Consider the following 20,554-nt stretch of genomic DNA (forward strand, 5'->3'; position numbering starts at 1 on the left):
GCGGACCACCCGAGGTGGTCCGCCCCTGTGCGGAGTCACGGCCACGCCGATCGCGGGGTGCGGCGTGCCGAGCGGAACGGCTAGCGCGGGACGCGCGCCACGCAGAACACCGTCTGCCCGAACGGCGGGCGGACGAGCCGCTCGATGCCGCGCGTCAGCGGCACGACGGTCCGGTCGTAGATCTTGACGAGCTTCGGGTCGGGGTAGCCCGCGCCGCCGCGGCGGACCGCGAACCACCAGGCGATGCCGCCGAGGAAGTTGATCGGCTTGAGCACCTCGGGGACGAGGCCGGCGGCGCGGACCGTGGCCTCCAGCGTCTGCGGGGTGTAGCGGGTCACGTGCCCGACCTTGCGGTCGAAGTCGCCGTAGAGCTGCATGTAGCCGGGGACCCAGATGACGATCCGGCCGCCGGGAAGCGTCACGGCCGCGAGGTCGCGCAGGGCCTGGGCGTCGTCCTTGATGTGCTCCAGGACGTTCATCATCACGACGGTGTCGACCTTCTGGCGGATCTTCACATCCGCCGGGAGCTCCAGGTCGATGACCTCGACGTCGTCGTCGCCGTCGTAGCGCTTGCGCAGCTCGCCGACGCAGTAGGGGTCGTTGTCGCTGACGACCAGGTAGTCGAGCCGTCCCGCGAACTGCTCGGAGAAGTGGCCGAGACCCGACCCGATCTCCAGCAGGGAGCGTCCGACGTGCGGCGCGACCGTCTCGTACTCGTACTTGCGGTAGTTGCGGGCCTCGTCCCCGCCGAGGTGGTTCTCCAGGGCGCCATCCCCCGCGGCGGGCTGGACGACGTCGCCGCCGCCCGCGCTCTTGGCCGGTCGGGTCTTAGGCTTACTGCCGAGGAGGTTGAGGAGGGTAGCTGCGATGGACTTGTTCTGAGCTGGTGGCTGCATTACTTCCCGCTCGCTTGGCTGCGTTGGGTGTTTCGCTTCTTGTATCGCCGGATCGAGGGACCAGATCCCCGCGAATGGTCCGATCTCGGGCGCAAGGTCGGACAGTCTACCCATCCGTACGGGCAGCCGACGCCGAGTGTTCGCCCTCGCCCGCGGCCCGCGAACCGGACATGCTCGCGCCGTCCCCCGGTGCGCCGGTGAGATGCCAGGCGAGGTCACCGTAGCGCACCGCATGGAGATGGTCACGGACCGAACTCTCCAGCGCGTCCGGACGGCGGGTCCGCGCGGCCCCGAACGCGTCCACGACGGCGCCGAGGACCGCCGCGCGGACCGCGTCCATCGTCATCGCCGGGCCGAAATCGGCCAGTGTCGGCCGCCCGGCCGCGTCCCCGGCCGCGTCTCCGGCCGGGCAGGCGCCGCCGGGCCCGACCTGGACGGCGACATGCACCAGGCAGGCGGTCCTGGTGAGCAGCCGCGCCGCCTGGACGGCGCGCCCCGCCCGCAGCGGGCCGCGCGGGACGCCGAGGCCCTCGACCGCCGCGAACACCAGCTCCTCCAGCGGGACGCGCCGCCCCGGCCGCTGGACGAGCGTGAACGCGAGCGTGCCGGGGCCGAAGCACACCGCCCCGCCGCCGGTGGCGCGCCGCACGACCTCGACGCCGTCGCGCGCGCAGGCCGCCAGGTCGGCGGCCCGCGCGACGTCCTGGAACCGGCCGACCATGACGCTGGGGGAGCACTGCCACACCCGCAGGACGGGCAGCCCCGCGACGGCGCCGCCGAGGGCCGAGTGCGCGGGACGGGGCCGGGCGGAGGCGAAGCGCCCGGCGACCGGGCGGCCGGAGGGGGACCGGCGGACGAGCGTCCGCGGCCCGTGCCCGACGGCGGAGCGGTACGCGGCGGCACGGGCGAGGGCCTCGTCGAGGGCGAGGTTGCGTGCGGGATCGCGTGTGTCGTCGAGAATGACGCTGAGCATCGCCCCGCCGCTCCTTCCGCCTGACATCCGGGTACCGCCGGACATCCGGAAAGCGCAGCGCACCGCCCGATCCGGGAACGGGCGGTGCGCTGTGCTCGGCCACCGGAGGAAAGCTATCCCCTTTGCGCGCCGATTGCATGCGGATAGTTTCCGATTGGCGACGAGGAGTTACTCAATGGTGCGGTGAACGGTCTCTACGTCGCTCGGACCGGGGTCGGACGGCGCGATCCAGGGCCCGGGAATGGACGGGTCGAGAACGCCCTCCTCCACCCAGGCGAAGTCCCCGGCGAGGACGGCGCGCGCCAGCTTCACGTCCATCGTGTCGGTGTTGCGCCACAGCCCGTCGAACAGTTCCTCGACGCGGATACGCGACTGCCGGCAGAACGCGTCCGCGAGCAGGGTCGCGGACGGGCCCGGCGTGAGCCCGGACATGGCGCCGGTGAGCGGCCCGTCGGCGGAGGTGTCGGCCCGCGCGCGGACGCACACGGCGCTCATCGCATACAGCTCGGCGCCGATGTCGACCATCCGGCCGAGGAAGCCCTGCCGGTATTCGAGGCCGCCCTGCCAGCGTCCGGCCGCATAGAAGATCGACCTCGCCAGCTTGCGGGACGCGCGCTCGACGTAGCGCAGGTGCCGCGCCAGCGGCCCGAACTCGCCGTAGGCGTTCGGGCGCTGCCCGGCGCCGGTGACCAGCGTCGGCAGCCAGCGCGCGTAGAAGCCGCCCGCGCGGGCCGCCGCCCGCGCCTTCCGCCCGGCGGACGCGCCGGGGTCGATGATGTCGCCGGCCACCGACAGGTGCGCGTCCACCGCCTCGCGGGCGATCAGCAGGTGCATGATCTCGGTGGAGCCCTCGAAGATCCGGTTGATCCGCAGGTCGCGCAGCACCTGCTCGGCGGGCACGCCGCGCTCGCCCCGCGCCGCGAGCGACTCGGCGGTCTCATAGCCGCGCCCGCCGCGCAGCTGCACCAGCTCGTCGGCGACCCGGCAGGCCATCTCCGAGGACCACAGCTTCGCCAGCGCCGCCTCGATCCGGATGTCGGCGCGCTCGTCGTCGGCGAGCAGGGCGGACAGGTCGAGCACGGCCTCCAGCGCGTACGCGGTCGCGGCGATGAACGCGACCTTCCGCGACACCGCCTCGTGCTCGCCGACCGGCCGTCCCCACTGGACGCGCTCGCGCGACCACTCCCGCGCGATCCGCGCGGCCCACTTGGCCGCCGCCGCGCAGCCCGCGGGCAGCGACAGCCGCCCGGTGTTGAGCGTGGTGAGCGCGATCCTCAGCCCGGCGCCCTCCGCGCCGATCAGGTTCTCCGCCGGGACGCGGACGTCGTGGAACCGCGTGACCCCGTTCTCGATCCCGCGCAGCCCCATGAACGCGTTGCGGTGCTCGACCGTGACGCCCTCGGCGGCCATGTCGACGATGAACGCGGAGATGCCGCCGGGGTGCCCGGCCGACCTCGGGACCCGCGCCATCACGACGACGAGGTCGGCGACGACGCCGTTGGTCGTCCACAGCTTCACGCCGTTGAGCACGTAGGAGCCGTCGCCGTCCGGGACGGCGGTGGCGCGCAGCCGCGCCGGGTCCGAGCCGACGTCGGGCTCGGTCAGCAGGAACGCGCTGATCTCGTGCACGCAGCGCGGCAGCCAGGCGTCCTGCTGCGCCTGCGTGCCGAACAGCCGCACCGGCTGCGGGACGCCGATGGACTGGTGCGCCGACAGCAGCGCGCCGAGCGCCGGGCTGACCGAGCCGACGACCATCAGCGCGCGGCCGTAGTGGTACTGCCCGAGCCCGAGCCCGCCGTAGCGTTCCGGGATCTTCATGCCGAGCGCGCCGAGCGAGCGCAGGCCGCGGACCACCTCGTCGGGGATCCGCGACTCCCGCTCGATCAGCGCCGGGTCGATCTTCGTCGCGCAGAACGCGGTCAGCCGCGCGAGGAACTCCTCGCCGCGCCGCCGCGCCTCGTCCGTCGGGCGCGGATGCGGATGAACGAGATCGAGACGGAAATCGCCCAGGAAAAGCTGTTTTCCGAAACTGGGCAGTCGCCACCGCGTTTCGCGGGCCTCTTCGGCGACCTTCCGCGCGGTCCGCTCGTCCACGTGGTCGGGGGCGTGTTTGTCGGGGGCGTGGCTCGGCTTGCTCATGCCGGCTCCTTCGCGAAAGCGTCGTCCCGCCGTCTTCCCTCCCCGCCGAAGTTACTCTCCGGTCGAGCGAGGTCACGGTCCCGCGGCCGGACCGGCGTGTCTGTGAGATTCTCCGCGTCCACCGGGCCGGTGTCGGCAAATCCCTTGACCGGCCCGCGCGGGAGGGGTTCGCTGTGCGTAATGGAAGAGACACGCAGACCCACTCTTATCGCCTCTGTGCAGCGTGCTCTGCGTCTCATGGAGGCGGTCGCCTCGCACCCGAGCGGCGCTCCCGCCAAGCAGCTCGCCCGCGAGACCGACCTCCCCCTCGCCACGACCTACCACCTGCTGCGCACCCTCGCCCACGAGGGCTACGCGACCCGCCTGTCGGACGGCGTGTGGGTGCTCGGCCACCGCGTCCAGACGCTGCACGGCCGGACCCGGATGCAGCAGCTGCTCACCGCCGTCCGCCCGTCCCTCGCGGGCCTGCGCGACGAGCTGGGCGCCGCCGCCTACTTCGGCCTGCACGTGGACGGCGAGATCCGGCTGGTCGACGTCGCCGACGGCCCGCGCGCCCCGCGCGTGGACCTGTGGGTCGGCTTCGAGGACGCCGCGCACGCCACCGCGATCGGCAAGTGCGTGCTGGCCCAGCTCGACGACGGGCAGCGCCGCGACTACCTGTCCCGGCACCCGCTCGTCGACCTCACCCCGCACACGGTCACCGAGCCGCGCCGGCTGCTGCGCGGGCTCAGCGGCCCCGCCGGCCTGTCGCTGGACCGCGAGGAGTACGCGCTCGGCACCTCGTGCGCCGCCGTCGCGGTCGCCGACGGCAACGGCATGATCGGCGCGCTCGCGGTCTCCTGCCGCCCGCGCCGGCTGCCGCGGATCGAGTCCTCGGCCCACCGGCTGCGCGCGACCGCCGCCAAGATCCAGCGCACCCTGACCCTCACCCCCTGACCCGCAATCCGCACAAGAGACCACGCTGATTGGTGCCGCGCTGATTGGTGCCGCGCTGAGAAGTGCCCGCGCTGGGAGGTGCCGCGCCGAGAAGTGCCCGCGCTGGGGGGTGCCGCGCTGGGAGGTGCCGCGCTGGAGGGTGCCGCGCCCAGAGGTGCCGCGCTGAGAGGTGCCGCGCTGAGAGGTGCCGCGCTGAGAGGTGCCGCGCTGAGAGGTGCCGCGCTGAGAAGTGCCGCGCAGTGACTTCAGCCGTCACGCGGGCGCGTTAGCTGACCGGTGGGGGCGAAGCCGGAGGCGAGCCCCCACCGGGAAGATCGCGAAGCGATGCCGCGCCCGCCAAGGCGCGGTCAAGGCACGAGCCGCCAGGCGAGTGTCTTGGGCCGTGACTTAATGAACACAGCCGCCAGGCGAGCCCCCTTGGGCCGAGGCTTCAGTCAACACAGCCGCCGTCGCGAAGAGCCGCTGCCGGTGCGCGGTCGCGGCGGCCTCGCCCCGGTTGGCGACGCCCAGCTTGCCGAGGATGTTGGAGACGTGGACGCTGGCCGTCTTCACCGAGATGAACAGCGCCTCGGCGATGTCGCGGTTGCTGCGGCCCTCCGACACCAGGCGCAGCACCTCGTACTCGCGGGGCGTCAGGCCGAGCGGCGCGGTGGCCTCGGCGCCCGCCCGGCGCGGGGCGCGGACGCGGCGGCGCAGCTCGTCGATCCGGGAGCCGAGCGGGGCCGCGCCGAGTCCGGCGGCGAGCCCGGTGGCCGTCTGGAGCCGGACGGCGGCGCCGTCGTGGTCGCCGCCCGCCAGCGCGGCCTCGGCGGCGGCGGTCAGCGCCTCGGCCCGGGGGTAGGGGTTGCCGAGCCTCTCCCACGCGGCGGCGGCCGCGTCCCACGCGGCCAGGTCGAGGACGCCGCGCCCGCGCGCGGCCTCGGCGACGAACGTGAGGCGCATGGCCTCCAGCAGCGGGCCGCCGGTGTGCAGCGTGGCGGTGCGCCCGACGATCGCCTCCAGATCGGCGGCCGCGGCGTCGCCGAGTTCGCCGCAGGCCCGCGCGCCGAGGCTGAGCACCGGCCACGCGTAGCGGGCGTCGTCGGGCAGCCCCGCCTGGTCGACGACCTGGCGGGCCGCGGCGATCACGGCGTCGTGCCGGCCCTCGGCGAGGGCCATCCGCGCCTCCAGCCGGAGCGTCGCGAAGTAGTCCTGCGTCTTCAGCCACTTCATCTTGAGGTTCATGACCTCGCGGGCGCCCGCGAGCCGGTTGCGGGCGGTGTCGAGGTCGCCGCGCGCGAGCGCGATCTCCCCGTGCAGGACGAGCAGCGAGGTGCGGATCGTGATGGCCGGGTCCTGCTCGATCGCGTGCCCGAGGACGGCGAGGGCCTCGTCCCAGCGGCCGAGGGACACCAGCGGCTCGGCCTGGTTGATGCACAGGAACGTGCCCTGGGTGCGGCTGACCCCGTACTCGCGGGCCTGCTCCTTGCCGCGCCTGGCGACGCCCTCGGCCTCCTCGTGGCGGCCCGCGCCCTCCAGGTAGTGGGATTTGATCACCGCGTAGCGCAGCGCGACCCGGTGGTTGCCGCTGCGCAGCGCCGCCTCCTCGACCTCGTGGATCTGGATCGGGTCGTTGCCGTAGTCGATGTCGGCGCAGAACAGCGTCATCAGCGCCTCGGCCTCGGTGACCACGTCGTTCATCTCGCGGGCGATCGCGAGGGACTCCTCGGCGGCCGCGCGGGCCTGGCCGATGTCGGTGGTGAGCCGGACGTAGGTCGCGAGCGTGGACAGCACCCGGGCGCGCAGCGCGGTCGGCGGCGCGCCGTCCAGCGCCGTCACCGCGGTGCGGAGGTCCTCGACGAAGCCGGGCCGCGCGAGCTGGTAGCGCATGCGGGCCCGCCACTCCAGCATGGACGCGGCGCGGACGCCGATGCCCTCGGCCTCCTCGATCTCGCGGAGCGCGGCGGTGGCGAGCTTGACGCCCCGGTCGTACTCGCCGGCCTGGTCGGCGGCGGAGGTGGCGTCCTCCAGCACCTTGACGTGGTCGGCGCCGATCCGCGTCGCGGCGTCGGGGACGCGGTCCCACAGTTCGAGGACGCGGGAGAGCATCGTGAGGCACTCGGCGTAGGCGAGGGCCTTGCGGGCGTCGGCGGCGGCGCGCCAGGAGGCGACCAGCGCCCAGGTGGCGTCGTGCGCGGCGAGCCAGTGGTGGCTCAGCTCGACCCAGAGCCGCCCGGACGGGACGAGCCCCGGGTCGTTCTCCAGCGCCTGCGCGTACCGGGTGTGCAGGCGCGTGTACTCGCCGGGCAGCAGGTCGTCGTGCACGGCCTCGCGGATCAGCGCGTGCCGGAAGGCGTAGCCGTCGCCGTCGACGACCAGCACGTTCGCGGCGACGGCGGGGCGCAGCACCCGGGTCAGCGCGGTGTCGTCGAGCCCGGACACGGCGGCCAGCAGCGCGTGCTCGATGCGGGTGCCGCCGCCGCTGGCGTCGCGCAGGACGTCCTGCGTCTCCTCGGGGAGCCGCTGGACGCCCGCGAGCAGCAGGTCGCGCAGGGACTCGGGCAGCTCGCAGGCGAGCGTGCCGTCGTCGTCCAGCAGCGCCTCGACGAACAGCGGGTTCCCCTCGCTGCGCGCGGCGATCCGCTCGACGAGGCCGGGCGCCGGGGCGCTGCCGAGGGCGTCGGCGACGAGCGCGCCGACGTCGGTGCGCGACAGGCGGGTGAGGTCGAGGCGGCGGACGCGGTCGGTGCGCTCCAGCGCGCCCAGCAGCGGCCGGAGCGGATGCGTGCGGTGCAGCTCGTCGGTGCGGTAGGTCACCACGATCAGCAGCGGCACCGCGCCCATGTTGCGGACGAGGAAGGCGAGCAGGTCGCGGGTGGAGCGGTCGGCCCAGTGCGCGTCCTCGATCACGAGCACGACCGGGCCGCGCTCGGCCAGCCGCTCCAGCAGGACCAGCACGACCTCGAACAGGCGGGCCCGCTCCTCACCGGAGGCGGCGTCGCTCTCGGGCTCGCCGAACTCGGGCAGCAGCCGGGCGAGGCCGCCGGTGTCGCCGCGCGGGACGAGCCCGGCGACGCCGTCGATGCCGATGTCGCGGACCAGGCCGCGCAGCACGGTGGTGAACGGCGCGAACGGCAGGCCGTCGGAGCCGAGCTCCAGGCAGCCGCCGATCAGCAGCCGGGCGCGCGGCCCCGCGCCGGCGGGCTCGTGCAGCCGGGCGGCGAACTCGCGGATCAACCGGGTCTTGCCCAGGCCGGCCTCGCCGCCGAGCAGGACGGCGCCCGGGGCGGCGGCGAGGGCGCCCTCCAGCTCGGCCAGCTCGGCCGACCTGCCGACCAGCACCGGACCCATCGCACGTACGTTCACGTCACAAGCATGCCAAACGGATCCGACATTCCCACCCGGGTTTCACTCCGTGAGACGTTCCCGGCGGCCCCACGGGACGACCAGCGCCGCGGTCAGGCACGCGGCGACCACGAGAATGCCGAAACCGATGGTCAGCGCGGTGGTGTAGCCGTGCACGGTGGCGGCCTTCGCGGTGTGCCCGCCCGAGGCCAGGTAGGACGCGGTCGCGGTGGCGGCGATCGTGTTCAGCAGGGCGGTGCCGAGCGCGGCGCCGAGCTGCTGGGAGGCGTGGTAGGCGGCCGACGCGGCCCCGATGTCGTGCCATCTCATGCCCGCCGTGGCGAGGCTCGCGGTCGGCGGCATGACGCAGCCGAGGCCGAGGCCGGTGAGCACCAGCGCCGGGACGAGGTAGGCCGGCAGGACGTGGCCGCTGTGCTCGGTCAGGCGGGTCAGGACGAGCATCCCGGCGGCCGCGGCGACCAGGCCCGGCACGATCAGCAGGCCGGGGGCGACGCGTCCGAGCAGCCGTCCGGCGATGAGCGTCGAGCCGACCAGCGCGGCGGCGGCGTTGATGATCAGCACGAGCCCCGCCTGGACCGGTGAGTACCCGAGGACGCCCTGGGTGTAGTAGCTCATGAACAGGTAGAACCCGAACATCGCCAGGAACATCAGCGTGATCGACACGAACGCCCCGGCGCGGGCGCGGTGCAGCAGCACCCGCATCGGCAGCAGCGGGTGGGACGCGCGGACCTCGACCGCCGTGAACGCCACCAGCAGCACGACGCCGCAGTTCAGCAGCGTGATGACCTTGACCGATCCCCAGCCGTGCGGCTCGGCCTCGTTGAAGGCGTAGACGACGCAGGCGAAGCCGGCGGCGCTGAGCAGGGCGCCGGGCACGTCCAGCCGCCCCTCGCGGAGGGGCCGGTCGCGGGGCACGAACACGGTGCCGAGGACGGCCAGCAGCGCCATCGGGACGTTGATGAACAGGCACCAGCGCCAGTCGGCGTACTCGGTCAGCAGCCCGCCCGCGATCAGCCCGACCGCCGACCCGGCCGCGCCGACGGCGGCGAACACCCCGAACGCCCGGCCGCGCTCGCCCGGCTCGGTGAACGTCGTCGTCAGCAGCGACAGCCCGGCGGGCGCGAGCGCGGCGGCGAACACCCCCTGCGCGGCGCGGGCGCCGAACAGCAGGCCCGGCTCGGTGGCGGCCCCGCCGAGCGCGGACGCGGCGGCGAAGCCCACGAGCCCGGCGACGAACGTCCGCCGGTGGCCGAGCGCGCCGCTGACCCGGCCGCCGATCAGCAGCAGCCCGCCGAAGGCCAGCGCGTAGGCGGTGACGGCCCACTGCCGGCTCGCGTCGGACATGCCGAGCGACTCCTGCGCCGAGGGCAGCGCGATGTTCACGATCGTCCCGTCCAGGACGACGAGGAGCTGGGCCGCGCTCACCGCCGCCAGCGTCCACCACCGCCGTCCGGCCACCGGCTCCCCGGTGCCGGGCTCCACCGTCTCGGTCTCCACGGCCATCTCCTCGTCTAACGTCGTTTGAGACTCCCTAACAGTGTTAGGGACGGCGAACACGGTACTACACTCGCCGTGCCGGTCCGGGCGCTGAATGTGGAGAGAAGGGGCGCGATGAGCGAGCCGAAGGACGGGGTACGGAGCGTCTGGCTGCGCCCGCGCCGCACGCGGAAGGGCGAGCCGCCGCTGACGCTCGCCCGCATCGTCGAGGCGGCCGTCGCGCTGCTGGACGAGGAGGGCATCGACCGGCTCACCATGCGCCGCCTCGCCGAGCGGCTGGCGGTCGTCGCGCCCTCGCTGTACTGGCACGTCGACACCAAGGACGACGTGATCGACCTGGCCGTGGACGCGATCTTCGGCGAGGTTCCGCCCGGGACCGCGCCCGGCGGGGGGTGGCGGGAGGACGTCGCGTCCGTCCTGGCCGCCTGGCGGGCCGCGCTGCTGCGGCACCCGTGGGCCGCCGCCGTCCCGGCCCGGCAGCGGCCGACGATCGGCCCCAACTTCCTCGCCTGGATGGAGATCCTCCAGTCGACGCTGGCCCGCGCCGGGTTCTCCGGGAAGGGACTCGCGGCGGCGACCTGGGCGCTCTACAACCACGTGATGGGCTCCGCGTCCACCGAGGCCGCCCTGCGGATCACCGACGCGGAGCGCGACCTCGGCCAGCGGCAGCTCCGCGCGGACGGCCGGTACCCGACGCTCGCCGCCAACGGCTACCTGTACGACGACGACTGGGACGGCAGCTTCAGCACCGGCCTCGACTACCTCCTGGACGGCCTCCAGGCCCAGCTGGCCGCGACTCAGGGCAGCGGCCCCCGGTAGACCGCCCCCGCCGGGTGGGAGCGCCGGGGGCGCGCGTGCCCAGGCGCCCGCGACGTCCGGCTCCCGGCACGCGCTGAGCGCGGAGGACGCGGCCCCCGAGGCGCGTCCTCCGCACATACGGCTCTTCTCCGTCCCGGCCGGGGGCCGGGTCAGGAGATGCGGCGGCGGACCCAGTAGAAGCAGAACCCGGAGAGCCCCAGGGCGAGGAGGGCGAACAGGCCGGTCTCCGCCCACTGGAGGGGCCAGAACCGGTCTCCGGGCTGGTAGGTCACGTGCTGCCGGTAGCCGAGCCGGGCGATCTCGGCGTAGCACTTCTCGGCCGGGCCGCGACCGGAACCGTCGACGGACTCCTTCCCGTCGGGCACGGTCGTCGGCGGCGGGGGCGCGCAGGCGCCCGCGGCGAGGCTGACGGGCAGGCTCTTCACCTTCCGCCCGGACGCGTCGACCGTGTAGTCGGACAGCACCCAGGCGCCCGGCTCGTCCACCCTCGCCCGCACGGTCAGGGTCGTCTCGGCCAGGGAGATGCCCTGCATGTTCTCGGGGGTGATCGTGACCGTCCTCTCCACGGGCGTGATGAGGTTCGGCCTGACGTACTGCGGGACGGCGAGCTGGAGCCCGGCGAAGACGGCGAGCGTGACCGCCATCGCGGGCAGCGTCCGGCGGATCAGGACCCCGGCGGTGACGCCGAGCGCGAACGCGAACGCCGCGTAGCCGATCGGCGCGATGCCGCGCGCGTCGAACATCACCGGCGACAGCCGCGGGAACCGGTCGGCGCCGGCCTTGTCCAGCGGGTCCGACCACCAGGTCGCGATGGCGACCGCGAGCCCGGCGGCGGCCATCGAGGCCAGCCCGATGACACCGAGCTTGACGGCCAGCCAGCGGCTCCGGGACACGCTCTGGTTCCAGGCGAGCCGGTGCGTGCCCGCCTCGATCTCCCGGGTGATGAGCGGCGCCCCCCAGAAGGCCCCGATCAGGCCGGGGAGGCCGACCACCACCGTGACCAGCCCGGTGAACCAGCTCTGGTGGTCGTCGAAGAACTGGAGCTTGAAGCGCTCGCAGCCGCCGGTCGCGGTGCAGGACGCGATGCCGTCGGCGTAGTCGTCGACCAGGTCGATGCGGGTGAGCGCCAGGAGGGCGGTGACGGCGACGAGGGTGGCGAGCGCCACCGTGGCCTGGAGCCGGAACTGCCGCAGCGTGAGCCAGATCATCGGAGCGCCTCCAGGGCCGGACGGTCCTCGGTCTTCGGGGTCATGTACGCGAGCACGAGGTCCTCCAGGCCGACCTCGCCGACCGTCCAGGCGGGGTCGTGGATCGGTCCGTCGGTCCGCACGACGAACGTGCTCTGCCGGTCGGTGTGGCTGGCCGAGACGACGTGCTGGCCGGAGGGGAGCCGCGCGGCGTCGCGGCGCGGGCCGGTGAGCCGGTGGTGGGCGGTGAGCAGGTCGTCGACGTCGCCCGCCACCCGGACGCGGGAGTCCACGACCACGACGAGGTGGTCGCAGACGCGCTCCAGGTCCGACATGAGGTGCGAGGAGAGCACGACGCTGATCGAGTGCTCCGCGACCGCCTCCATCAGCGAGGCGAGGAACTCGCGCCGCGCGAGCGGGTCGAGCGCGGCGACCGGCTCGTCCAGGATCAGCAGTTCGGGGCGCTTGGCGATGCCGAGCGTGAGCGCGAGCTGCGCCCGCTGGCCGCCCGACAGCCGTCCGGCCCGCCGCGCGGGGTCCAGGCCGAGGCGCTCGATCCGGTCGCGGGCGAGCGCCGCGTCCCAGCCCGGGTTGAGGCGGGCGCCGAGCCGCAGGTGGTCGGCGACGGTCAGGCTCGCGTAGGTCGGGGTGTCCTGCGCGACGAAGCCGACCTTGGCGAGCTGCGCGGGGCCGCTCGCGGGGCGTCCGCCGAGCACCTCGATCGTGCCCGCCGACGGCGCGAGCTGCCCGACCACCATGTTCAGCAGCGTCGTCTTGCCCGCGCCGTTCGGGCCGACGAGCCCGACGACGCGTCCGGCGGGGATGGCGAGGTCGCAGTCGCGCAGCGCCCAGCGCCGCCCGTACTTCCTGCCGAGGCCCTCGGTCCTCACGACGGCGGTCATGCTATGTCCTCCTGAGCGGCGGCCCGAAAGGTCGTCATGAACAGCGCCTCGATGCTCTCGTCGTCCAGCCCGGCGAGCCGCGCCTTGGCCAGCCAGCGCCGCAGGTCCTGCCGCAGCGGCCCGTGCGCGGCGAGCGAGCCGCCCGCGAGCGAGCGGGTCACGAACGTCCCGACCCCCGGCCGCGCCGCGACGAGCCCCTCGTGCTCCAGCTCGCGGTACGCCTTCAGCACGGTGTTGGGGTTGATCGCGAGCTGCGCCACGACGTCCTTGACCGTCGGGAGCTGGTCGCCCTCGCGCAGCAGGTCGAGCCGGAGCGCGTGCCGGACCTGCCGGACGAGCTGCATGTACGGGGAGACCCCCGAGCCGGCGTCCAGATGGAACTCGATCACCAGCACCTCCATTTAATTAGGATGCTAGTACTTTAGATGTCTAGAGTGATCGCCTGTCAAGCGAACCGGTGACTTTGTGCCGGTGGCGGACTTCGGCGATGCTGGGGTGGTGTCAACGGAGACTCTGAACGGCGTGGCCGAGCTGCGCGCGTTCCTGCGCGGGCTGCCCGGCGTCGACGAGGTCGGCGCGAGCGAGCGGGCCGCGCGGCTCGCGACGCGGTCGATCAAGACCTCGGCCAAGGCGGAGGCGATCGACCTGGCCATCTCGATGGTCGACCTGACCACCCTGGAGGGCGCCGACACGGCGGGGAAGGTCAGGGCGCTGTGCGCCAAGGCCGCGCACCCCGACCCGGCGGACGCGTCGGTGCCGCGCGTCGCGGCCGTGTGCGTCTACCCCGACATGGTGGACGTCGCGGTCCGCGCCCTGGACGGCACGGGCATCGGCGTCGCGAGCGTGGCGACGGCGTTCCCGTCCGGGCGGGCACCGCTCGCGGCCAAGCTCGCCGACACGCGCGCGGCGGTCGAGGCGGGCGCCGCCGAGATCGACATGGTCATCGACCGGGGCGCGTTCCTGTCCGGCGACCTCGGCAAGGTCTTCGACGAGATCGCGGCGGTCAAGGACGCGTGCGGCGCCGCGCACCTGAAGGTGATCCTGGAGACCGGGGAGCTGGCGACGCTCGACAACGTCCGCCGCGCCTCCTGGCTGGCGATGCGTGCGGGCGCCGACTTCATCAAGACCTCGACCGGCAAGGTCGCCCCGGCGGCGACGCTGCCGGTCACGCTGGTCATGCTGGAGGCGGTCCGCGACCACCGCGCCGCGACCGGCCGCCAGGTCGGCGTGAAACCGGCGGGCGGCATCCGGACGACCAAGGACGCCGTCAAGTACCTGGTGCTCGTGAACGAGACCGCCGGGCCCGACTGGCTGTCGCCGGAGTGGTTCCGGCTGGGCGCCTCCAGCGTGCTGAACGACCTGCTCATGCAGCGCCGCAAGCTGGCCACCGGCGCCTACCCCGGCCCCGACTACTTCACGCTGGACTGATCATGGTTTTCGAGTACGCGCCCGCGCCCGAGTCGGCCGCGATCGTCGACGTCCGCCCGTCCTACGGGCTGTTCGTCGGCGGGGAGTTCACCGACGGGCACGGCGAGCCGTTCAAGTCCGTCAACCCGGCCGACGAGACCGTGCTGGCCGAGATCGCCCGCGCCGACGAGGGCGACGTCGACCGCGCCGTCGCCGCCGCCCGCACCGCGTTCGAGCGGGTCTGGGGGCCGATGCCCGGCGCCGAGCGCGCCAAGTACCTGTACCGGATCGCGCGGATCGTGCAGGAGCGGTCGCGGGAGCTGGCCGTGCTGGAGTCGATCGACAACGGCAAGCCGATCCGGGAGTCGCGCGACGTGGACGTGCCGCTCGTCGCGGCGCACTTCTTCTACTACGCCGGATGGGCCGACAAGCTCGGCCACGCCGGGTTCGGCCCCGACCCGCGCCCGCTCGGCGTCGCGGGGCAGATCATCCCGTGGAACTTCCCGCTGCTGATGCTGGCCTGGAAGATCGCGCCCGCGCTGGCCTGCGGCAACACGGTCGTGCTCAAGCCCGCCGAGACGACCCCGCTGACCGCGCTGCTGTTCGCCGACATCTGCCGGCAGGCCGACCTGCCGCCCGGCGTCGTCAACATCGTCACCGGCGCCGGGGACACCGGCCGCGCGCTGGCCGAGCACCCGGGCGTCGACAAGGTCGCCTTCACCGGCTCCACCGACGTCGGACGGCAGATCGCCCGCTCGGCGGCGGGCACCGCCAAGCGGCTGACGCTGGAGCTGGGCGGCAAGGCCGCCAACATCGTGTTCGAGGACGCCGCGCTCGACCAGGCCGTCGAGGGCGTCGTGAACGGGATCTTCTTCAACCAGGGCCACGTGTGCTGCGCCGGGTCGCGGCTGCTCGTCCAGGAGTCGGTCGCCGAGGAGCTGCTGGAGCGGCTCAAGACGCGCATGGCCACGCTGCGCGTCGGCGACCCGCTCGACAAGAACACCGACGTCGGCGCGATCAACTCCGCCGCCCAGCTCGCCCGGATCAGGGAGCTGGCCGACGCGGGGGAGGCCGAGGGCGCGGAGCGCTGGTCGCCGCCCTGCGAGCTGCCCCCGCAGGGGTTCTGGTTCGCGCCGACGGTGTTCACCGGCGTCGCGCAGTCGCACCGGATCGCGCGCGAGGAGATCTTCGGGCCCGTCCTGTCGATGCTGACGTTCCGCACGCCCGAGGAGGCCGTCACCAAGGCCAACAACACCCCCTACGGGCTGTCGGCCGGGATCTGGACGGAGAAGGGCTCCCGCATCCTGTGGACGGCGCAGCGCCTGCGCGCCGGGGTCGTGTGGGCCAACACCTTCAACAAGTTCGACCCGGCCTCCCCGTTCGGCGGCTACAAGGAATCGGGGTTCGGCCGCGAGGGCGGACGCCACGGACTGGAGGGCTACCTCGATGCCTGACCGGCTCAGCGTCCGCAAGACCTACAAGCTCTACATCGGCGGCGCGTTCCCGCGTTCGGAGTCGGGCCGCTCGTACCCGGTGGCCGACCCCAAGGGGAACTTCGTGGCGAACGCGTCCCAGGCGTCCCGCAAGGACGTGCGGGACGCGGTCGTCGCCGCGCGCAAGGCGTTCGGCGGCTGGTCGGCGCGGACGGCCTACAACCGCGCCCAGATCCTCTACCGCGTCGCCGAGATGCTGGAGGGGCGCCGGGCCCAGTTCGTCGACGAGCTGCGCCAGGCGGGGGCGAGCAAGTCCCAGGCCGCCGCCGAGACGGACGCGGCCGTCGACCGGTGGGTCTGGTACGCGGGATGGGCCGACAAGCTCGCCGCCGTCACCGGGTCCGCCAACCCCGTCTCCGGGCCCTTCTTCAACTTCTCGACGCCGGAGCCGACGGGCGTCGTCGCGGTCCTCGCCCCCGACTCGCCGCTGCTCGGGCTCGTCTCGACGGTCGCGCCCGCGATCGTGTCCGGCAACACCGCCGTCGTGGTCGCCTCCGAGCCCGCGCCGCTCGCGGCGGTCACGCTCGCCGAGGTGCTGGCGACCTCCGACCTGCCGGGGGGCGTCGTCAACATCCTGACCGGGCGCCGCGCCGAGCTGGCGCCCTGGCTCGCGTCCCATCTGGACGTCAACGCGATCGACCTCACCGGTGTCGCCGACGACCAGGAGAAGGCGCTGCGGGAGGCGGCGGCGGAGAACCTGAAGCGCGTGCTGCGCACCGCCCCGGGCGGCTGGGACGCCGTCCCCGGAACCGAGCGCATGACCGCGTTTCTGGAGGTCAAGACGGTGTGGCATCCGATGGGGATCTGACCGGCGGTGGGACGCTGACATTGCGGCGAGTGTGTAGAGCGTCACGAAGTGTGGAATAGATCTCCCCGTAACTGATCATCACTGGGGGGAGATCAGTGCCTACCAAGACCGCATCGCGCACGACGTCGAGCCGAGGTACGGCTAGTCGTGCGAAGAGCGCATCAGCGAACAAGTCCACGGCCGCCAAGAAGCCGGCCACCAAGCGGACGGCGGCCGCGAGGTCGTCGACATCGAGGACCACCGCGCGGACGACCGCGAGCCGTTCCACGGCGCGCAAGCCGGCCGCCAGGCGGACCAGCGCCACGTCGAGTGGCACCACGAGCCGTACCACCGGCCGCACCACGAGCCGCACGTCCTCGACGGCGGCGACGCGGGTCACCAAGGCCGCGAGCCAGGCCAAGGCCGCCGCGACGCAGATGAAGTCGGTGGCGACCAAGGCGTCCACGTCGGCCAAGGCCATGACCGCCATGACCAAGGCCATGACGACCGCGACCAAGGCGATGACCGACGCCGCCAAGGCGATGGACTCGGCGGCCAAGGTCATCACGACCACGGCCAAGTCGACCACGCGGTCGGCCGGCACGAGGTCCGGCACGAGGTCCGGCACGACGGCGCGCAGGAGCGGCACGGCGGCGAAGTCGTCCACGTCCCGCAAGAGCACCTCGTCCCGGACCTCGGCCGCGAGCCGGTCCCGGTCCACGACGTCCAGCCGGGTGGGCGCGTCGAAGTCGACGACCGCGCGCAAGCCGGCCTCGTCACGGGCGAAGGCGTCCACGGCGCGCAAGACGACGACGGCGGCGGCCAAGCCGAAGTCGTCCACCGCGAAGTCGTCCACCGCCAAGGCGTCCTCGCGGGCGAGCACCAGCCGGTCGGGGACCACCAGGTCGCGGACGGCGGCGGCCCGCTCCGGCACGTCCCGCGCGAGCACGGCGACCGCGCGGACGAGCGCCGCCAAGCCGAGGTCCACGGCGCGCCGGACACCGGCCCGCCGCACGTCCTCATCCGCCACCGCGTCCGCGACGGCGCCCGCGGCCGAGCCGAGGCCGAGCCCGGGGTCGCTCCAGCACTCGACGAGCAGCGACGGCGGGTTCCTGACCGGCCTGACCAGCGCCGCCGACCGGAGCCGCTGAGCCGAGCCCCCGCCCCGGCCCCGACCAGGGGATCGCGGGACGGGGCTCTGCCGGAGCCCGGCCACGCCCGGAGGGGGGCCGATGGAGGAGAAGGAGATCCTGGAGCGCATCACCGAGTACGTCGGCGAGGAGCAGCGGCTCCGCGACCGCTACCAGCGCGACGAGCTCGGGCGCGAGGAGGAGCACGCGCGGCTGGAGCGGCTGGAGGTCGCCCTCGACCAGTGCTGGGACCTGCTGCGCCGCCGCCGCGCGCGGCTGGAGGCGGGGCTGGACCCGGGCACCGAGGACGCCGGGCCCCGCCCGCCCGACGAGGTCGAAGGCTACCTGCAGTGACGGGCCGCCTCCGGTGACGGGCGCGGGGAGGCGGCTGCGCTTCGGCCTGTCGCTCACGCCCGACGCGTCCCGCCCGCTGCTGCGGATCGCGCAGGACGCCGACCGGTACGGGCTCGACCTCCTCGGGGTCGGCGACCAGCCGTACCGGCGCGGCACCGCCGACGCGCCCGCGCTGATGGCGACCGTGCTGGCCGCCACGTCACGGATCCGGGTGCTCCCGGCGGTGGCGTGCCTGCCGCTGCGCCCGCCCGCCGCGCTCGCCAAGGCCGTCGCCACGATGGACCGCACCAGCGGCGGCCGGGTCCTGCTCGGCCTCGGCGCCGGAGGGCACTGGGACGGCATCGAGTCCTACGGGGGCGCGCGGCTGTCCGCCACCGCGGCCCGCCGGGCGCTGGAGGAGGCCGTCCAGGTCATCCGGCTGCACTGGAGCGACCAGCAGGGCCTGCGGTTCCAGGGCGAGCACTACCGCTTCGCCGCCGGGCAGTCCGGGCCCGCGCCCGGGAACCAGATCCCGATCTGGCTCGGCGTCACCGGGCCGCACGGCCTCGCCCTCGCCGGACGCGTCGCCGACGGCTGGATCGCGCCGTCCTCGCTCGTGCCGCCCAAGCGGCTGGCCGACGGGCGGCGCCGCCTCGACGAGGCCGCCGCCGCCGCGGGCCGCGACCCCGCCGAGATCCGGCGCGTCTACGTCCTGGAGGGGGCGATCGACGGGCGCGGCGCACGCGGGTTCCTGCACGGCCCGCCCCGCCAGTGGGTGTACGAGCTGACCGAGCTCGCCGTCGGGCACGGCGTGGACGCGTTCCTGTACGCCGGGGACCCCGACCAGCTCGGCCCGTTCGCGCTGGAGATCGTCCCGGCCGTCCGGGAGAAGGTCGCGCAGGAGCGGACGGCGACGGCCGCCCCCGCGCACCCCTGACCCGCTACATGCGCTCCGGGGTCGGGACGCCGAGCAGGTCGAGGCCGGTGGCCAGCGTGCGCAGCGTCGCCGCGCACAGCGCCAGCCGCGACGCCCGGGTCGGCTCGTCCGGCGCCTTCAGCACCGGGCAGTTCTCGAAGAACCCGGTGTAGGCCTGGGCCAGCTCGAACAGGTAGCCCGCGAGCCGGTGCGGCTCGCAGGTCTCGCCCGCCTGCGCGACGACCGCCCCGAAGTCCAGCAGCTTCAGCGCCAGCGCCCGCTCGGCCTCGTGCCCGATCACGATGGGGCCCGTGGCCGACTCGGGGTCGACGCCGCCCTTCCGGAAGATCGACCGGATCCGGACCGTCGCGTACTGGAGGTAGGGCCCGGTCTTGCCGTGGAAGGAGATCATCCGGTCGAAGTCGAAGACGTACTCGCTGTCGAGCGCCACCGACAGGTCGGCGTACTTGACCGCGCCGACCCCGACCGCCTCGACGATCGCGGCGCGGGTCGCCGCGTCGAAGGACTCGTCGTGCGGGATCTCGTCGAAGGCGGCGCCCGCCCGCTCGACGGCCTCGTCGACCAGCTCCGACAGCTTGACCGTGCCGCCCGCCCGGGTCCGCAGGATCTTGCCGTCGGTGCCGAGGACGTTGCCGATCTGGGCGTGCACGGCCGCGACGTCGTCGCCGAGCCAGCCCGCCATCCGCGCGACCGCGAAGACCATCTGGAAGTGCAGCGACTGCGGCGCGCCGACGACGTAGACCATCCGGTCGACGTGCTCGGTGTCGACCCGGTACCGGATGGTCGCGAGGTCGGTGGTGGAGTAGTTGTAGCCGCCGTCGCTCTTGCGGATGATCACCGGGAGCGGCTCGCCCTCGCGGCCGGTGAACCCGGGCGGGAACGCGCACAGCGCCCCGTCGCTGACCACCGCGATGCCCTTGGACTCCAGCTCCGCCACGGTCGTCGCGAGCAGGTCGTTGTAGAAGCTCTCGCCCCTGATGTCGTCGTCGGTGAGCGTGACGCCGAGCCGCCTGTAGACGTGGTTGAAGTAGCGCTTGGAGACCTCCACGAGGATGCCCCACAGCCGCAGCGTCTCGGGGTCGCCCGCCTGGAGCGCGACGACCCGGGCCCGCGCCCGGTCGGCGAACGCGGCGTCCGCCTCGAACTTGCCCCGCGCCGCCTGGTAGAACGCGGTCAGGTCGCTGACGGAGGAGTCGTCCCGCGCGGCGGCGTCCTCGCCGAGGTCGAGCAGGTGCTCGATCAGCATGCCGAACGGCGTGCCCCAGTCGCCGACGTGGTTGTCGCGGATCACGTCGTGGCCGAGGAAGGCGAGGATCCGGGCGATCGCGTCGCCGACGATCGTGGTCCGCAGGTGCCCGACGTGCATCTCCTTGGCCACGTTGGGCGAGGAGTACTCCACGACGACCTTCTGCGGCTTGTCCGCGGCGGGGACGCCGAGCCGCTCGTCGCCGAGGGCCTGCTGCGTCCGCGCGGCGATCCACCCGTCGCTGAGCGTCAGGTTGATGAACCCGGGGCCGCTGACCTGGACCTCGGAGATCACGTCCGCGGTGTCGAGGTTGGCGACGATCTCCTCGGCCACCTCTCGCGGCTTGCGGCCCAGCTTCTTGGCCAGCGGCAGCGCCACGTTGGCCTGAAGGTCGGCGAACTGCGACGGCCGGATGACCGGGTCGGCGTCCGCGTACGACGGTCCGAAGGCGGCGCTGAGCGCGGCCTGGACCCGGGCGGCGATGACGAGTTGCGGAACGGACATGCCCCAAGGCTATCGGCGCCGCG

The 20,554-nt window shown here is 74.0% G+C and carries 18 protein-coding genes; 8 read left to right on the plus strand and 10 right to left on the minus strand.

From position 1 onward, the window contains the following. Positions 1–80 precede the first annotated feature (80 nt). The 3 genes from GNZ18_RS29535 to GNZ18_RS29545 all read right to left on the minus strand — a co-directional run bounded on the left by GNZ18_RS29535 (position 81) and on the right by GNZ18_RS29545 (position 4,008). The gene (locus tag GNZ18_RS29535) at positions 81–896 is read right to left on the minus strand and encodes a class I SAM-dependent methyltransferase (RefSeq protein WP_156219918.1); all 816 of its coding nucleotides are present in this window, start codon (positions 894–896) and stop codon (positions 81–83) included. Between the two features lie 106 nt (positions 897–1,002). Further along, the gene (locus tag GNZ18_RS29540) at positions 1,003–1,869 is read right to left on the minus strand and encodes a lipoyl protein ligase domain-containing protein (protein ID WP_156219919.1); all 867 of its coding nucleotides are present in this window, start codon (positions 1,867–1,869) and stop codon (positions 1,003–1,005) included. Between the two features lie 168 nt (positions 1,870–2,037). Continuing rightward, positions 2,038–4,008 carry an acyl-CoA dehydrogenase family protein gene (locus GNZ18_RS29545; protein ID WP_156219920.1) on the minus strand — a complete coding sequence of 657 codons (1,971 nt, stop codon included), beginning with the start codon at positions 4,006–4,008 and terminating at the stop codon, positions 2,038–2,040. Positions 4,009–4,224: 216 nt separating this feature from the next. On the opposite strand from GNZ18_RS29545, the gene GNZ18_RS29550 reads away from it, so the two are divergent. Continuing rightward, a complete protein-coding gene (locus GNZ18_RS29550) occupies positions 4,225–4,944 on the plus strand; it encodes an IclR family transcriptional regulator (RefSeq protein ID WP_308166402.1) in 720 nt (239 codons plus the stop codon). Positions 4,945–5,037: 93 nt separating this feature from the next. Next, entirely contained in the window at positions 5,038–5,187 is a 150-nt protein-coding gene (locus tag GNZ18_RS44100; protein WP_216651476.1) for a pentapeptide repeat-containing protein, read from the plus strand. Positions 5,188–5,331: 144 nt separating this feature from the next. Here GNZ18_RS44100 and GNZ18_RS43315 read toward each other — a convergent pair whose 3' ends face one another. Both GNZ18_RS43315 and GNZ18_RS29565 read right to left on the minus strand, forming a co-directional pair. Then, positions 5,332–8,289 carry a helix-turn-helix transcriptional regulator gene (locus GNZ18_RS43315; protein ID WP_312874821.1) on the minus strand — a complete coding sequence of 986 codons (2,958 nt, stop codon included), beginning with the start codon at positions 8,287–8,289 and terminating at the stop codon, positions 5,332–5,334. Positions 8,290–8,331: 42 nt separating this feature from the next. Beyond that, a complete protein-coding gene (locus GNZ18_RS29565; RefSeq protein WP_216651477.1) occupies positions 8,332–9,786 on the minus strand; it encodes an MFS transporter in 1,455 nt (484 codons plus the stop codon). Positions 9,787–9,900: 114 nt separating this feature from the next. On the opposite strand from GNZ18_RS29565, the gene GNZ18_RS29570 reads away from it, so the two are divergent. Then, complete coding sequence (locus GNZ18_RS29570) at positions 9,901–10,605, plus strand: TetR/AcrR family transcriptional regulator C-terminal domain-containing protein (protein WP_156219923.1); 705 nt, start codon at positions 9,901–9,903, stop codon at positions 10,603–10,605. A gap of 149 nt (positions 10,606–10,754) precedes the next feature. Here GNZ18_RS29570 and GNZ18_RS29575 read toward each other — a convergent pair whose 3' ends face one another. Genes GNZ18_RS29575 through GNZ18_RS29585 form a run of 3 tightly spaced genes read right to left on the minus strand, consistent with a single transcriptional unit; the run spans position 10,755 to position 13,095 of the window. Further along, on the minus strand, positions 10,755–11,813 hold the full coding sequence (locus GNZ18_RS29575; protein WP_156219924.1) for an ABC-2 membrane transporter-related protein: 1,059 nt from the start codon (positions 11,811–11,813) through the stop codon (positions 10,755–10,757). Next, positions 11,810–12,694, minus strand: a complete 885-nt coding sequence (locus GNZ18_RS29580; protein WP_156219925.1) for an ABC transporter ATP-binding protein — start codon at positions 12,692–12,694, stop codon at positions 11,810–11,812. Before GNZ18_RS29580 ends, GNZ18_RS29575 begins: the two co-directional genes overlap by 4 nt. Continuing rightward, entirely contained in the window at positions 12,691–13,095 is a 405-nt protein-coding gene (locus GNZ18_RS29585) for a GntR family transcriptional regulator (RefSeq protein WP_156219926.1), read from the minus strand. Before GNZ18_RS29585 ends, GNZ18_RS29580 begins: the two co-directional genes overlap by 4 nt. A gap of 97 nt (positions 13,096–13,192) precedes the next feature. On the opposite strand from GNZ18_RS29585, the gene deoC reads away from it, so the two are divergent. Genes deoC through GNZ18_RS29600 form a run of 3 tightly spaced genes read left to right on the plus strand, consistent with a single transcriptional unit; the run spans position 13,193 to position 16,402 of the window. Then, positions 13,193–14,122, plus strand: coding sequence for a deoxyribose-phosphate aldolase (gene deoC, locus GNZ18_RS29590; RefSeq protein ID WP_312874822.1), 930 nt, complete (start codon positions 13,193–13,195; stop codon positions 14,120–14,122). 2 nt (positions 14,123–14,124) lie between these two features. After that, positions 14,125–15,555, plus strand: coding sequence for an aldehyde dehydrogenase family protein (locus tag GNZ18_RS29595; protein ID WP_156219927.1), 1,431 nt, complete (start codon positions 14,125–14,127; stop codon positions 15,553–15,555). Then, positions 15,548–16,402 carry an aldehyde dehydrogenase family protein gene (locus GNZ18_RS29600; protein WP_156219928.1) on the plus strand — a complete coding sequence of 285 codons (855 nt, stop codon included), beginning with the start codon at positions 15,548–15,550 and terminating at the stop codon, positions 16,400–16,402. Before GNZ18_RS29595 ends, GNZ18_RS29600 begins: the two co-directional genes overlap by 8 nt. On the opposite strand, the gene GNZ18_RS29605 is transcribed toward GNZ18_RS29600, so the two are convergent. Next, a complete protein-coding gene (locus GNZ18_RS29605; RefSeq protein ID WP_156219929.1) occupies positions 16,371–17,411 on the minus strand; it encodes a hypothetical protein in 1,041 nt (346 codons plus the stop codon). The two genes, GNZ18_RS29600 and GNZ18_RS29605, sit on opposite strands and share 32 nt — an antisense overlap. Positions 17,412–17,613: 202 nt before the next feature. Between GNZ18_RS29605 and GNZ18_RS29610 the strand changes: the two genes are divergently transcribed. Next, positions 17,614–17,865: a DUF2630 family protein gene (locus GNZ18_RS29610; RefSeq protein ID WP_156219930.1), complete on the plus strand. Its 252-nt coding sequence runs from the start codon at positions 17,614–17,616 to the stop codon at positions 17,863–17,865. A 13-nt stretch (positions 17,866–17,878) separates the two neighbouring features. Then, positions 17,879–18,781, plus strand: coding sequence for an LLM class flavin-dependent oxidoreductase (locus tag GNZ18_RS29615; RefSeq protein ID WP_312874823.1), 903 nt, complete (start codon positions 17,879–17,881; stop codon positions 18,779–18,781). A gap of 4 nt (positions 18,782–18,785) precedes the next feature. On the opposite strand, the gene argS is transcribed toward GNZ18_RS29615, so the two are convergent. Beyond that, on the minus strand, positions 18,786–20,531 hold the full coding sequence (gene argS, locus GNZ18_RS29620) for an arginine--tRNA ligase (protein ID WP_156219931.1): 1,746 nt from the start codon (positions 20,529–20,531) through the stop codon (positions 18,786–18,788). Between the last annotated feature and the right edge of the window lie 23 nt (positions 20,532–20,554).

This window comes from Actinomadura litoris (assembly GCF_009733595.1).
GTDB lineage: Bacteria > Actinomycetota > Actinomycetes > Streptosporangiales > Streptosporangiaceae > Spirillospora > Spirillospora litoris.